Raw genomic sequence first — 14,606 nt, forward strand, 5'->3', positions numbered from 1 at the left:
ACCCGCCCCCCGCAGCGCGAACACCACAAACCAACACTCGCAGCGCGAACACCACAAACCAACACTCGCAGCGCGAACACCACAAACCAACACTCACAGCGCGAACACCACAAGCCACAAACCACCCCCCCAAAACCCACCACCCCAGAAAACACCCCTCAGCGAAGGTGGAAGACGCTCTTGTGACTCCTGAGACTGGGAGCGTGGACCATGGCCACGTAGGTTCCGGCCTTGGCGGCGACGCGTTCGGTCGCGCAGTCGCCGCCGGAGCGGTGGCGGTCCCACTCGACCTGCCTGACGTACGGGATGCCCCGGTCGAGCCTGCGGAAGTCCTCGCTCTCGCCACTGACACAGTCGGCGGACGACCACACGCGATCCGCACCCGAGGTGATGCGGACCTCGAGCGCCCGTGATCCGACATCGGCGGTGCACATCACCTTGCTGGTGTTCACCAGCGTGAGGACGAACCTGGGCCGGTTGTCCCCGGCGTAGACCTCTCCCTGCCCCTGCATGTCCAGCACGAGGTCGGACGGGTCACAGGCGTCACCGGGGCGCCTGGCCTTGGCGAGGGTCTTGGGCTTGGCGGAAACGGTGGGTTTGGCAGAGGGGGCGGGAGCCGACGTCGCAGGCGAGGGCGTGATCGTCACCGTGGGCAGGAGCGCCAAGATCGGATCCGGTGTCGGCGAGCTGCTCGCGGAGGCGTCCGTCCGGGACTCGCCGTCCGGCCCGCTCGCCGAGCAGGCCCACGCCACGAACGCGACCACCACGAGCACACCGACAAGCGCGGCCATCCGGCGCCGCCAGTAGACGTCCACCCCTATATCGCTACGGAAAGTGTCCGGATCCATACGCTCAGTATGATGATTCCCTATGGACCGTGAAGGGCGACCCGCCGCTGTCGGCCCCCCGTTTCGGCGGATGGAGCCGGACGAAGGCGGTAAACCACGCCCGTAGCGGCACTATCGTCGGAGGGTGCCCGAGTCGAACCGTCTGCTGGAGCCCATCCTCACCTGGTACTCCGGCAATGCCCGCGATCTTCCCTGGCGCGCCCAGGGTGCCTCCCCCTGGTCGATCCTGGTCAGCGAGATCATGCTGCAGCAGACTCCCGTGGTCCGGGTGCTCCCCATCTGGACGGAGTGGATGGAGCGCTGGCCGACGCCCGCTGCCCTCGCCAAGGAGCCCCCCGGCGAGGCCGTACGGCACTGGGGCCGCCTCGGCTATCCGCGTCGTGCCCTCAACCTGCACGCCTGCGCCCGGGCGATCACCGACAACCATGATGGAGAGGTCCCCTCCGACCATGCGACCCTGCTGACGCTGCCCGGCGTCGGCGAGTACACCGCGGCCGCGGTGGCCAGCTTCGCCTTCGGGGGTCGCCACGCCGTCCTGGACACCAACGTCCGCCGGGTCCTCGCGCGGGCCGTACAGGGCGAGGAGTATCCCCCCAAGGCCACCACGCCCGCGGAACGCAGGCTCGCCGCCTCGCTGCTGCCCGGTCCGCAGGAAGCTCCGGTCTGGGCCGTCGCGGTCATGGAACTGGGCGCCCTGGTCTGCACCGCCCGCGCCCCGCGCTGTGCCGACTGCCCGATCGTCGGCCTGTGCGCCTGGCGCCTCGCGGGCAAGCCGCCCTACGAGGGGCCCGCCCGCAAGGGCCAGACCTATGCGGGCACCGACCGCCAGTGCCGGGGCCGCCTGCTGGCCGTGCTGCGCCAGGCCCACGGTCCGGTTCCCAAGGACGCTCTCGACGTGGTCTGGGACGACGCCCCGCAACGGGAGCGCGCCCTCGACGGCCTGGTCGCCGACGGCCTGGCCGAGGTCCTTGACGACGGCACCTACCGGCTGCCCGGCGGCCCCGGGAGCGAGAGGCCTCGCCAGGAGACCCCAAGAACGGAAAGCACTGGGAAAGCGGCCTCAGGCGGCCAGGCGTAGGCCGAGAGCGGTGAGGTTCGTCCGGGCCCAGTCGAGCTCCTCCGCGAGCATGCTGACCAGGGCGCCCGGCCCCTTCGCCCGCACCGGAACCGCCAGGTCGTGGGTCTCGACCTCGATGTGGGCGGTGCCGTTCACCGCGCCGGAGAGCATCGCGGTGAGGGTGTCCTCGAGAATGGGGCGGGTGCTCGGAAGCTCCTGGCAGGCGTCGCCGAAGTGGTTGTGGACGTGGCCGAGCTTGACGACCGGGGCGCCCGCGGCGGCCAGGCCACGCAGGGCCGCTCCCGGCTCCTCCGCGCCACCCGCGAGGTGGCAGGCATCCAGGCAGACCCCAAGGTGCTCGGAGTCGATGTCGCAGACCCGCTCAAGCGCCTGCTTCGTGGTCTCCAGCACACAGCCCGGCCACGGCTCGAAGCCGACCCTGATCGTCTTGCCGGTGACGCTGTAGAGGCCGCGCAGCTCACGGGAGAGTCGCTCAAGCCGGTGGGTGGCGATGGCGTGCAGGTCGGCGGGCCAGTCGCGGCGCCAGCCGATGGGGATGGTCGAGATGCTGCCGAACTGGACGTCCTGCGGGAGCAGGAAGGCGAGAATCTTCGCCAGTGCCATCGTGTAGCGGTAGCGCTCCGGCTTGGCCCAGTCGGGTCCCGGGCTTTCCTGGTTACGGCCGCCGGTGCCGTTGAGGCTGACGACCTCGAGGCCGCGCTCCTCAAGGGAGCGCCGCAGGCGAACCAGTTCGATCCGGTCGGCGGTGAGGTGGTCGGCGACGCTCGGGGACAGCCAGAGGCCCACGCCCATCCGGGCCACGCCGAGGCGCTTGCGCACCGGGACCGCGTATCTCGTCAGGTGGGCGATCAGGTTCTCCAGGTCCTCAGCGGGATGGACGCCCGCGTTGTAGGACAGGTGAACGAGAGTCCCGTCCTGGTGTCGCAAACGCATCCGATGCCTCCAAGGCGTGTGGTGCTTTCGGGGAAGCGACCCTGATGCCCCGCACCGACGATCGTGGTGTCACGGATCGAGGGACGGCGGGCGCCTCCAGGCCGGGACTCGGCCTGGCTCGCCGAGCATCCCGCGCGGGCACCGTTCTCCGCGTCATTCGCGGAGCTGATTCGCCGGTACGCCGCACGGCTGACCTGGGACCGGCCTCGCCGCAAACGGCACAACATGTGGATCACTTGGTGGGCCCTGACCAGGCTCACTCTACAGAGTGTAGTACTACCCGCGGTGGCGGGATACCTCCTTGCATAACAAATGAGCAGACCCCGCCGTGATGTCTCACGACGGGGCCTGCTCCTACCGCTGACGTGCTCGGTTCCGGTTAGTTCTGGATCGGCTCCGCGATGGCGGCGGCCGAGTCCGGGACGCGGTCCGTGGGCGCGGCTTCTCCGACGAAGGTGAACTTCGCGTCGTCGCCCTCGCCCTCGATGCCGATCTTGACGATCTGGCCGGGCCGGAGCTCGCCGTACAGGATCTTCTCCGACAGCGTGTCCTCCAGCTCGCGCTGGATCGTACGGCGGAGCGGACGGGCACCCATCACCGGGTCGTAGCCACGGTCGGCCAGCAGCTGCTTGGCCTCCTGCGTGAGCTCCATCCCCATGTCGCGGTCCTTCAGGCGCAGCGCCACCTGGGCGAGCATCAGATCCACGATCTGGATGATCTCCTTCGGCGTCAGCTGGTGGAAGACCACGATGTCGTCGACACGGTTGAGGAACTCGGGCCGGAAGTGCTGCTTGAGCTCCTCCTGGACCTTTGCCTTCATCCGGTCGTAGTTCGACTCGGTGTCGTTGGACTTCGCGAAGCCGACCCCGATGCCCTTGGAGATGTCGCGGGTGCCGAGGTTGGTCGTCATGATGATGACGGTGTTCTTGAAGTCGACCACCCGTCCCTGGGCGTCGGTCAGGCGACCGTCCTCCAGGATCTGCAGCAGCGAGTTGAAGATGTCCGGGTGTGCCTTCTCGATCTCGTCGAAGAGGACCACGGAGAACGGCTTGCGCCGCACCTTCTCGGTGAGCTGGCCGCCCTCCTCGTATCCGACGTAGCCGGGAGGCGAGCCGAACAGCCTGGAGACGGTGTGCTTCTCCATGAACTCGGACATGTCCAGCATGATCAGCGCGTCCTCGTCCCCGAAAAGGAACTCGGCGAGCGCCTTGGACAGCTCGGTCTTACCGACACCGGACGGACCGGCGAAGATGAATGAGCCACCCGGGCGGCGCGGGTCCTTCAGACCGGCGCGGGTGCGGCGGATCGAGCGGGACAGACCCTTGATGGCGTCGTCCTGGCCGATGATCCGCTTGTGCAGCTCCTCCTCCATGCGGAGCAGTCGCTGGGACTCCTCCTCGGTGAGCTTGAAGACCGGGATGCCGGTCGCCGTCGCCAGGACCTCCGCGATGAGCTCCTCGGTGACCTCGGCCACGACGTCCATGTCGCCGGCCTTCCACTCCTTCTCACGGCGTTCCCGCTTGAGCTGGAGCTGCTTCTCCTGGTCACGCAGCGCGGCGGCCTTCTCGAAGTCCTGCGCGTCGATCGCGGACTCCTTGTCGCGCCGCACGTTGGCGATCTTCTCGTCGTACTCGCGCAGGTCCGGCGGCGCGGTCATGCGACGGATGCGCATGCGCGAGCCGGCCTCGTCGATGAGGTCGATCGCCTTGTCCGGCAGGAACCGGTCGCTGATGTAGCGGTCGGCGAGCTGCGCGGCGGCCACGAGGGCCCCGTCGGTGATGGAGACCCGGTGGTGCGCCTCGTAACGGTCACGCAGACCCTTGAGGATCTCGATCGTGTGGCTGAGGCTGGGCTCGGCCACCTGGATCGGCTGGAAGCGGCGCTCGAGCGCGGCGTCCTTCTCCAGGTGCTTGCGGTACTCGTCGAGCGTGGTCGCGCCGATGGTCTGCAGCTCACCACGGGCCAGCATCGGCTTGAGGATGCTGGCGGCGTCGATCGCGCCCTCGGCGGCGCCCGCGCCGACGAGCGTGTGCAACTCGTCGATGAACAGGATGATGTCGCCGCGAGTGCGGATCTCCTTGAGAACCTTCTTCAGGCGCTCCTCGAAGTCACCGCGGTAGCGCGAGCCCGCGACCAGCGCGCCCAGGTCCAGGGTGTAGAGCTGCTTGTCCTTGAGCGTCTCAGGGACCTCGCCCTTGACGATCTTCTGGGACAGGCCCTCGACGACGGCGGTCTTGCCGACGCCGGGCTCCCCGACCAGGACGGGGTTGTTCTTGGTCCTCCTGGAGAGGACCTGCATGACCCGCTCGATCTCTTTCTCCCGGCCGATGACCGGGTCGAGCTTGCCCTCACGGGCGGCCTGGGTCAGGTTCCGGCCGAACTGGTCCAGCACAAGGGAGGTCGACGGCGCGGCCTCCTGCGGGCCGCCCGAGGCGGCAGGCTCCTTGCCCTGGTAGCCGTGAAGCAACTGGATGACCTGTTGCCGGACGCGGTTGAGATCCGCGCCAAGCTTCACCAGCACCTGGGCGGCGACGCCCTCGCCCTCACGGATGAGGCCGAGCAGGATGTGCTCGGTGCCGATGTAGTTGTGCCCTAGTTGCAAGGCCTCGCGGAGCGACAGCTCAAGGACCTTCTTCGCGCGCGGGGTGAAAGGAATGTGCCCCGACGGCGCAGACTGTCCCTGGCCGATGATCTCCTCGACCTGCTGACGCACACCTTCAAGACTGATGCCGAGGCTCTCCAGAGCCTTGGCGGCAACGCCTTCACCTTCATGGATCAAGCCAAGAAGAATGTGCTCCGTACCGATGTAGTTGTGGTTGAGCATCCGGGCCTCTTCTTGGGCCAGGACGACAACCCGCCGTGCGCGGTCGGTGAACCTCTCGAACATCTCGTCGCTCCTCACAGAGCGGTCAGGCAGGTCCGGGATATCCGGGCCCTGTCATCCCGCATGGTAGCCCCGACCCGGCGACCGCTCTACGCAGAAGACGTTCCCCGAGAGCAGGGCGTTCACCCTCCATCCAACTACTTACGGGGGGTGCGATGTTCCCGATACGCCGCAAGCGAACGACGTTTATCGGCCGCTCAAACGCGTCATGCGGTCATGGCCGCCACCGGACCCCACCGTGGCCGCCATAACCGCATGATTCAACGATCTAGTGAGCCGCTTCGTACTGCTCGACGATCTTGGAGGCGATTCGACCGCGCTCGCTGACATTAAGGCCGTGGGACTTGGCCCACGCCCGGATGTCGGCGCTCTTCTCTCTCGTGAGTGCCCGGGCGCCACCTGCACGGCGGCGACGAGGGGCGAGCGCGCCGGAACGGCGGGCGCTCTGCACGAAAGCCGACAGGGAGTCGCGGAGCTTCTTCGCGTTTACGTCACTGAGGTCAATCTCATAGCTGGTGCCGTCAAGCGCGAAGGCGACAGTCTCATTGGCCTCGCCCCCATCGAGGTCGTCGATGAGAATCTCCTGGATCTGCTTGGCCATCTACGCAATCCTTTCGCGGAGTATTGTTTCATTCGCTAGCTAAACATATACCCGCAATCGAAGAGCGGCAATTCCAGGAGCCCGGCGATTCTTGCCGGACCCCGGAGGGAGTGGATCAGCTGTTCTGAGACTCAGCCGGATCCCTCCGTTTTGCCGGGCGGCGGCCTGCGGCTTCACTCCGAAGAAGCTTGACAACTCCGTAGATGAAGGCCCCGCCGACGACCACCGGGGGTATCAACGCGGACAATACGTCGTTCATTCGCCCTCGCTCCGCACCGTGGGTAACTTTCGGGGACCATGGAAATTTTGCCGACGACATCCCGGTCACGCTGGGGGGCACGCTCGATCAGTCCTGATCCGTCCACAGATGACCATAGCGTCACCTGCGAGCGGGGGGTGTCACTGGGGCAGCCAGGCTGGCCGCTCACTACCTTAATGCTTCTCTCCAGCTGTCTTACCGGTTGCACTCCGTAAAGCCGGAGGGAAAAAACCTGGCGGGTGAGCATGTGATGATCACTCCGCCGGAAAACCAATGTGGTCCCGGCGCGACGGCCGCGGGGTCACCCGGCTCCCTGCCATGAAACCCCTGGTGAGGAGTGCGACGAGGAGGGTCGAGCGCGCCTTCCACGGACCCGAAGATCGCAACCGGCGGGTTCACCGCCGGAATGCCCTCCGCGTGAAGAACATCCGGATAGATAGTTGTCCTCTTCATCCGGCGGGAGGTCGTGGTTCGACACCACCGGACAGAAGAAGACGGATCTTCCTTGTTTTCTTACCAAGAGTACGTCCTTGTCTGGCATCTAGGACATAGTCGTAGACCGTATAACCACCAAACAGGATCGGCTCTGGAACAACCACGGCAACGCCGCGGCACCCGCGGCGCGATCGGTAAGAAGGTCTTCACCCCCGGGAGGGAAGGTGAAGGGGAAGTCCGGCGGGACAATCCCTTGGAGGACACGAAGATGGCACCGTCCCGGACGCAGGTGTCCCTGTGCCGTCGTCCATTCGTCGTCGAGCGGTCCCCGAACTCCCCGCGACGGGCGTTCTCCCAATGAGGTCCCATAAGGCCGGTCGGGGCGGCCCCATAAGGCTGGGTGGACAGGTGTCCAAAGGCCCGGCACGCGTCGTTCATAGGACGGGGCCGCGAGCTCCTCACGAGGACGGCCCTGCCCCGACGTCTGCGATCCCCGGCGTTTGTCGCCACCGGGGGCGGGTGGACGGCCATAACGCTCCTCACGCCGCCACGAATGGGTTTGCGCTTCCATCGCGCCCGGGCGGGGCGTCGTTACCGGGCACGTTACCCGGCACGTTTCCGGGCACACACGCGAAAAGGGGGCCGGCGGTTCATCCCGCCGGCCCCCTTTTCGTACAACTACTTGGTCTTGACGACCACCGTCGTGGCGACCTTGTCGTGCAGGGTCTGCTGCAACGGCTTGTCCCAGAACTGCCAGAGCACGTTAACCAGCGAGAAGATGTTGAACACGATCCCGAGGATCGGGATGCCGCTCAGCGCGTAAGGGCCGTAGAGCACGCCCGCCCGCTTGACGGCCAGGTCGGAGGAGAGACCGCCCTGGAGCGTGCCCCCGATCCGCACGACCTTGATGCCCATGACCATCTTGCCGACGGTCTGGCCGTTCTGCTTCAGCATCAGGAACTCGTAGGCGATGTAGATCAGGCCCGCTACGAGGGTGGTCAGGAAGCCGGCCAGGAAGGCACCGGAGGGCGCAGTGATCGTCCCGGTCGTCGCGTCGAAGCCCCCCGCGGTGACCAGGACCGCCGCCAGCACAAAACTGATGATCACCGTCGGGATCGCCAGGATGATGCCGTCGATGATCCGGGCCACGAGACGCTGCCACCACTCCGCGAGCGGAGCGGGGGCACCGGGGGGTGTGACCCCCTGCGGTCCGTAACCCTGGTTGTAGGCGGGCGCCTGCTGCCCGTAGGAGGGCTGCTGGCCATAACCGGGCTGCTGACCGTAGTCAGGCTGCTGGCCGTACTCGGCCTGGCCGTAGGAGGGCTGCTGGCCATAACCGGGCTGGGCGGCCTGCTGACCGTAGTCAGGCTGCTGCCCGTAACCGGCCTGCTGGCCGTAGCCGGGCTGGGCGGCCTGCTGCCCGTAACCCTGCTGCTGGCCGTAACCGGGCTGAGCCGCCTGCTGACCGTAGTCAGCCTGCTGGCCGTAGCCGGGCTGCCCGTAGGAGCCCGTACCGCCCTGCTGGCCGTAGCCAGGCTGGGCGGCCTGCTGCCCGTAACCCTGCTGCTGGCCGTAACCGGGCTGAGCCGCCTGCTGACCGTAGTCAGCCTGCTGGCCGTAGCCGGGCTGCCCGTAGGAGCCCGTACCGCCCTGCTGGCCATAACCGGGCTGGGTCTGCCCGGGACCGGTGTTCGGCTGTGAGGCCTCCGATCGATATCCCACGACTGTCACATCGGGATCGAGTTCGCCAGGGGCTCGACCCGCATTCTGTCCGTATTGCGGATGCCCCGACGGTGTGCGGTCGCGGTCGGGATCATCCTGCGGATACGGTGGCTGTCCGGTGCTCACCGCGTCACCTCACTTCGACTGCGCATGTGGCACATGTCAGACTCACATGCTTGCTGGTGCACAACGTATCGACATAGGTATCAACAGTCACCTTTCCGATCAGTCAGCACCTACGTCAATTCAGTTGCCCCGCGGTGTCAGATGGAGCAGCATCCGGGTGTTTCCCAAGGTGTTGGGCTTGACGTGCTCCAGATCGAGGAACTCGGCGACGCCTTCGTCGTAGGAGGCGAGAAGTTCGGCATAGACCTCCGGCGAGACAGGCGTGCCCTGGATCTCCCTGAAGCCGTGCCGCGCGAAGAAATCGATCTCGAAAGTGAGGCAGAAGACCCTGCGCAGGCCGAGGTCTCCCGCGGTGCCGATGAGCGAGGAGACGATGCGGTGACCGATGCCCATCCCACGGCATCCGGGATCGACGGCGACCGTGCGGATCTCGGCGAGGTCCTCCCAGAGGACGTGCAGCGCCCCGCAGCCCACGACGAGCCCGTCCAGGTCGGCCACCCAGAACTCCTGGACGTCCTCGTAGAGGGTGACCGTGGCCTTCTCCAGCAGGCGGGGGCCCGCCCCTGCATAGGTGTCGACAAGCCGCCGGATGGCGCGCACGTCCGGGGTTCTGGCCCGGCGCACCATGATCTCCGCGGGGGCCGTCCCGGGCATCAACCCGCCCCGGGACCGCTTCTCCGCGTCCACGCCCTCGCCTCCGGCCCGCTCCGCGCCCCCGGCCTCGGAGGGGCCCGCCGGACGGGCCACGGCCTCGGGTACGGCCTGCGTCGGGGACTGCTGCGCAACCTGCTCCATGACTGATCAGAGTACGTCCTCGCCACCGTCTATTTACGGCTCGTCCTTAACTCGCCCCCCGGGCTCACCGGATGACCACCCGCGGCCCACCCGCACCCTGTGGATCGGTCCGACGGAGACCGCCGCGATCCGATCTTTCACAGAAGCGCAGACCTGCGGAGACCCTCGACATAAGCGCCCCGGAAAGGTTGAGGGCCAGCGTGGCACATATGTTGATCATGAAATTGTGTGACCTTCCCGTGACATTTCAGTTGTGAAAGCTCTACCGGCTTTGCAGTTCTGGTTGAGCATGAACCTCCAATTGCACTAATGTCCGTGCTCGATGTCAGCACCGTAAAGTGCTGAGCCGCCGAATCCCCGACACGGGGAACCGGGGACCCACCCTCCAGACGTCCCCCGGGGTGAATCCGAAGCGCCGCCGGCGCACTCGGTAGGGCTGCCTCCGGCCCGAACCCGTCAGCTAACCCGGTAGGCGGCCGAGAGAGGAGCCTGTTGGTGAAGCGCATGCGCAACCGTGGGAAAGAGCGCGCGGGCAAACACGCCCGCCATCGAGAACACGCGACGCGCGGGCTGTCGCGCAAGGCGGCGGTCATCGGACTGGCGTTCGCCTCCCTGGTTCTCGGCACTCCCCTGGTGGCCACCGCGGATCCGCAGCCCAGCCTTCAGCAACTCGCCAAACAGGCCGAGAAGCTGCACACCGAGATCGAGACGCTCAGCGAGCAGTACAACGGCGAGCAGGTCAAGCTCAAGCAGGCGCAGCGCGCCGCGGAGAGCGCGAAGAAGACCCTCTCCGTCAGCCAGTCCGAGCTGGCCGCACGGCGCACCAAGGCCACCCTCCTGGCGCAGAGCACCTACATGGCGGGCGGCCTGGCCTCCGCGCTCGCCTTCACGCAGTCGTCCAACCCCGACACCTTCCTCGACCAGGCGACCGCGAACTACGCGCTCCAGCAGCAGCAGGGCGAGGAGGTCGCCCAGGTCAGCAAGGCGATCGAGGCCGCGGAACGCGCGCAGGCCAGCGCCAAGGCCCGCACCGCCGAGGTCCAGGACCTCCTCAAGGAACTCGGCGACAAGCGCACCAAGATCGAACGCCTGGTGACCAAGGTCGAGAGCGACCTGTTCGGCGAGGTGCGGTCACGGGCCGAGCGCAACCGGAGCAGCCGGGTCAGAATCAACGTGCCGATCGTGGGCAGCGGCAAGGCGGCCGAGGCCGCCCGCTGGGCCCTCACCCAGCAGCTCAAGCCGTACAAGTGGGGCGCGGAGGGACCCAACACCTTCGACTGCTCCGGCCTGGTGATGTGGGCCTATCAGAAGGTCGGCATCAGCCTGCCGCACTACACCGGTGACCAGTGGACGGCGGGCACCCACGTCTCCAGGAGCGAGCTCCGCCCCGGAGACCTGGTCTTCTTCTACAGCGACCTGCACCACGTCGGGATCTACATCGGGGCGGGCCTCATGGTCCACGCGCCCCAGACCGGTGACGTCATCCACATCACCACGATCGATAACCGGCCCTTCGCGGGCGGCGTGCGCATCGCCGACTGAGACGGCCTCTGGCACGCCTCCGGCTGAGACAGGCCTCTGGCGCGCCACCGACGGATAGGACGTACACGCGCCACCGACGGATAGGACGTACAAGGGCAAAGCGCGGGCCAACGCGCCCGCCGGGCCGGAGCACGGCCCTGAAGCGCGATCAGAGGCCGCAGGAGGCCCGTACGGCGGCCGGGGGACCCCGCCACTCGAAAGGGGCTGAGAGGCCACACGAGGGCTTGAGGGGAGTCACCCGCCGCATCTCCCTCGTAGGCGGCCGCGGCGCGGGAAGTCCCAGCCTCTCGGGCGGGAAGCCCGGGACCGCCAGAGGGGAAGCCCAAGACCGCCGGGCGGGAAGCCCGGGACCGCCGGGCGGGCGTGACCTAGATCAGCCGTCTGCGGGCGGCCCAGGCCACGGCCTCGATCGCCGTGGCGACGCCGATGCGGTCGCAGATCCCGCGGAGCCTGCGCCGGACCGTCCGACCGCTGATGTCGAGACGACGTCCGACCCGGTCAACGGTGACGCCCTTGGCCAGCTCCGCCAGCAGCACAAGGTCCTCGTCGCTGAGGCCGATCTCGCCCACGACCAGGAGGCCGTCGCCGCGACGGGAATCCACTTCGGGATATGCCATCTGGAGTCGCTCCCCCCGCACCTGCTAAGTGAGGCGTGAGTCGTCTGGAATCAATGCCGCCCGTCAGGAACGGTAAACGGCTTGTTCAAAGGTCGTCAAGTTCCACTTCTTCATAGAGGTAGCAGACGCTGTTGACATAGCGGGCGCTACGTGAAGTACTCATGATATGTCGGTGCCTTTACGGTTAAGTCGTGGACAAGCCAAGGCTCGCACCCGCAGGCACCTGCTGGCCGCCGCGGCCCAGGTCTTCGCAGAACAAGGTTTCGCCGGGGCCTCCGTGGACGAGATCGCCTCCAGGGCCGGCCGCACCGTGGGCGCCCTCTACGCGAATTTTGCGGGAAAAGACGACCTCTTCCGCGCGCTCTTCGAGGAGCACCTCCCCCACCCCCTTGACGTGACGGGTGGAATCCCCTCGCAATGTGAGGACAGTGCCGCCTGGTTTGCGGCATTCGGCACATATATGGCGGAACTGGCCGATCAACACACGGTAACGAGCACGCTCGAAATGGAGTTTCTGCGCTACGCCCGCACCCGGCCCGAATTACTCGGCAGGCTCGCCGAGCGCTGGCGGGCCCCCCGTACGGCCGTCGCCCGCCTGCTGCCCCCGCACGACACGTCCCACGATGCCTCCCACACCACATCCCGCAACGCGTCCGCGGTCGCAACCGTGGTCATCGGCCTCTTCGAGGGGCTGGTGGTCCAGCGCCGCGCCGACCCGGGCGCGGTGCCGCCCGAACTGTTCGCCCAGGCGCTGCGCTGGCTGATGACCGGGCTCGAACACGAGTCCGACGGCGGCGCGCCGGGAGAGCGTTTTCCCGGGGAGGGCACGCGCGAGGGCCGTGAAGAACAGGCGTCCGGAAACCAGGCGTCCGGAAACCACACGGACGCCGATCGGACAACCGGAAACCACCAGGGCTCGATCCATCCGGCGGGGAAGGAGACGACGGGCGATCACCCGCAGGAACGCCGTACGGCCGCCGCCCACACCGCCAGGGCACGCACGGCCGGGAACGGGACACTCAGAGGGACGCACGAGCGGAACAGGCGCGGCCGGGACACACACGCCTAAAGCACGCCCCCTGGACACCACGTAGGACAGACACCACGCCCGCAGAACAAACACACCGTCCCAGGACACCACGGCCCCGCAGGACGAGCACGCCCCGGCCCAGGACACCACGCCCTCAGAGAGCCCGGGACACCACGCCCCTCAGGGACGTGGTGCCCGCGCTCCAGGCACGCCCGCCTGGTTCAGCTCGTGGGCTTGACCAGCGGGAACAGGATGGTCTCTCGGATGTTCTTACCGGTGAAGGCCATGATGAGGCGGTCCATACCGACCCCCACGCCACCGGTGGGCGGCATGGCGTACTCCAGGGCGGTGAGAAAGTCCTCGTCGAGCTGCATGGCCTCCGGGTCACCGCCCGCGGCGAGCAGGGACTGCTCGGTGAGGCGGCGGCGCTGCTCGATCGGGTCGCTCAGCTCCGAGTAGCCGGTGCCCAGCTCGGTGCCGAAGCCGATCAGGTCCCACTTCTCGGTGAGAAGCGGGTTGTCGCGGTGCGTCCTGGCCAGCGGGGAGGTCTCCAGCGGGTAGTCCATGACGAACGTGGGCTGGATGAGGGTGTGCTCGACGAGCGCCTCGAAGAGCTCCTGAACGAGCTTGCCCTGCCCCCACTTGGCGTCCCAGTGGACGTCGTGCGCGTCGGCCAGCTTGCGGACCTGCTCCAGCGGCGTCTCGGTGGTGACCTCCTCGCCCAGCGCCGCCGAGACCGACCCGTAGACGGTGATTCTCGGCCACTCCGGCAGGCCCAGGTCGATCTCCTGACCCTCGTAGGTCACCACGGAGTGACCGAGCGCGGCCACGACCGCGTTCTGGATCATCCGCTGGGTCAGGTCGGCGATGCCGTTGTAGTCGAGATAGGTGCCGTAGGCCTCCATCATCGTGAACTCGGGGTTGTGGGTGGCGTCCGCGCCCTCGTTGCGGAAGTTGCGGTTGATCTCGAAGACCTTCTCGATGCCACCGACCACGAGCCGCTTGAGGTACAGCTCAATCGCGATGCGGAGGTAGAGCTCCATGTCGTAGGCGTTGATGTGGGTCCTGAACGGCCGGGCCGCAGCGCCGCCGTGGATCGGCTGGAGCATCGGCGTCTCGACCTCGAGGTAGCCCTCGCCGTGCCAGAAATCACGGATCGCACGCACGACCGCGCTGCGGGTGTGGGCCATCTTCCGTGCCTCGTCGTTGACGACGAGGTCCAGGTAACGCTGACGGACCCGCGCCTCGGGGTCGGTGAGCCCGGCGTGCTTCTCCGGCAGCGGGCGCAGACACTTGGAGGTGATCGCCCAGCTGTCGGCCAGAATGGACAGCTCGCCCCTGCGGGAGGTGATGACCTCGCCCTCGATGCCGACGTGGTCGCCGAGGTCCACGTCACGCTTCCACGCGGCCAGGGACTCCTCTCCGACCCTGTCCAGGGAAATCATGACCTGGAGGTCGGCGGAACCGTCGCGGATCGTGGCGAAGCAGAGCTTGCCGCCGGTCCGCGACAGCATGACCCGACCGGTGACGCCCACTTTGTCGCCGGTCGCGGTGTCAGCGCCGAGATCGGCATATTTCTCGCGGATCTCGGCGTTGGTCGCGGTGCGCGGGAAGCTCACCGGGTAGGGGTCGACGCCCTCGGAGCGGAGGCGGTCGAGCTTCTCCCGGCGCACGCGCATCTGCTCCGGCAGATCCTCGGCGGGGTTCGTCACTTCATCGGTCACGGGAACAAGGTT

The 14,606-nt window shown here is 67.4% G+C and carries 10 protein-coding genes, 1 pseudogene and 1 riboswitch; of the genes and pseudogenes, 3 read left to right on the plus strand and 8 right to left on the minus strand.

Features of this window, described 5'->3' with window-relative positions; genetic code table 11:
* Nucleotides 1–158: 158 nt before the first annotated feature.
* Nucleotides 159–848, minus strand: coding sequence for a hypothetical protein (locus AB0395_RS31120; protein ID WP_366287236.1), 690 nt, complete (start codon nt 846–848; stop codon nt 159–161).
* Between the two features lie 124 nt (nt 849–972).
* Here AB0395_RS31120 and AB0395_RS31125 point away from each other — a divergent pair.
* Nucleotides 973–1,845, plus strand: a pseudogene (locus tag AB0395_RS31125) (A/G-specific adenine glycosylase); the annotation flags it as partial.
* 63 nt (nt 1,846–1,908) lie between these two features.
* On the opposite strand, the gene AB0395_RS31130 reads toward AB0395_RS31125, so the two are convergent.
* The 5 genes from AB0395_RS31130 to AB0395_RS31150 all read right to left on the minus strand — a co-directional run bounded on the left by AB0395_RS31130 (nt 1,909) and on the right by AB0395_RS31150 (nt 9,540).
* The gene (locus tag AB0395_RS31130; RefSeq protein WP_366287238.1) at nt 1,909–2,859 is read right to left on the minus strand and encodes a TIM barrel protein; all 951 of its coding nucleotides are present in this window, start codon (nt 2,857–2,859) and stop codon (nt 1,909–1,911) included.
* Nucleotides 2,860–3,238: 379 nt separating this feature from the next.
* Nucleotides 3,239–5,746, minus strand: coding sequence for an ATP-dependent Clp protease ATP-binding subunit (locus AB0395_RS31135; protein ID WP_366287240.1), 2,508 nt, complete (start codon nt 5,744–5,746; stop codon nt 3,239–3,241).
* A 265-nt stretch (nt 5,747–6,011) separates the two neighbouring features.
* On the minus strand, nt 6,012–6,344 hold the full coding sequence (locus AB0395_RS31140; RefSeq protein ID WP_271215226.1) for an Lsr2 family protein: 333 nt from the start codon (nt 6,342–6,344) through the stop codon (nt 6,012–6,014).
* A gap of 1,372 nt (nt 6,345–7,716) precedes the next feature.
* Complete coding sequence (locus AB0395_RS31145) at nt 7,717–8,760, minus strand: RDD family protein (RefSeq protein ID WP_366287242.1); 1,044 nt, start codon at nt 8,758–8,760, stop codon at nt 7,717–7,719.
* Nucleotides 8,761–9,006: 246 nt separating this feature from the next.
* A complete protein-coding gene (locus tag AB0395_RS31150) occupies nt 9,007–9,540 on the minus strand; it encodes an amino-acid N-acetyltransferase (protein ID WP_366287323.1) in 534 nt (177 codons plus the stop codon).
* A 478-nt stretch (nt 9,541–10,018) separates the two neighbouring features.
* A riboswitch (cyclic di-AMP (ydaO/yuaA leader) is annotated at nt 10,019–10,171 on the plus strand.
* Between the two features lie 14 nt (nt 10,172–10,185).
* Between AB0395_RS31150 and AB0395_RS31155 the strand changes: the two genes are divergently transcribed.
* On the plus strand, nt 10,186–11,223 hold the full coding sequence (locus AB0395_RS31155) for an NlpC/P60 family protein (protein WP_366287325.1): 1,038 nt from the start codon (nt 10,186–10,188) through the stop codon (nt 11,221–11,223).
* A gap of 368 nt (nt 11,224–11,591) precedes the next feature.
* Here the strand turns inward: AB0395_RS31155 and AB0395_RS31160 are convergent, their stop codons facing one another.
* On the minus strand, nt 11,592–11,840 hold the full coding sequence (locus AB0395_RS31160) for a LuxR C-terminal-related transcriptional regulator (RefSeq protein WP_366287244.1): 249 nt from the start codon (nt 11,838–11,840) through the stop codon (nt 11,592–11,594).
* Nucleotides 11,841–12,012: 172 nt separating this feature from the next.
* Here AB0395_RS31160 and AB0395_RS31165 point away from each other — a divergent pair, with 172 nt between their 5' ends.
* A complete protein-coding gene (locus AB0395_RS31165) occupies nt 12,013–12,909 on the plus strand; it encodes a TetR/AcrR family transcriptional regulator (protein WP_366287246.1) in 897 nt (298 codons plus the stop codon).
* Between the two features lie 182 nt (nt 12,910–13,091).
* Here AB0395_RS31165 and lysX read toward each other — a convergent pair whose 3' ends face one another.
* A complete protein-coding gene (gene lysX / locus AB0395_RS31170; RefSeq protein WP_366287248.1) occupies nt 13,092–14,594 on the minus strand; it encodes a bifunctional lysylphosphatidylglycerol synthetase/lysine--tRNA ligase LysX in 1,503 nt (500 codons plus the stop codon).
* Between the last annotated feature and the right edge of the window lie 12 nt (nt 14,595–14,606).

The organism is Streptosporangium sp. NPDC051023, from assembly GCF_040689595.1.
Taxonomy (GTDB): domain Bacteria; phylum Actinomycetota; class Actinomycetes; order Streptosporangiales; family Streptosporangiaceae; genus Streptosporangium.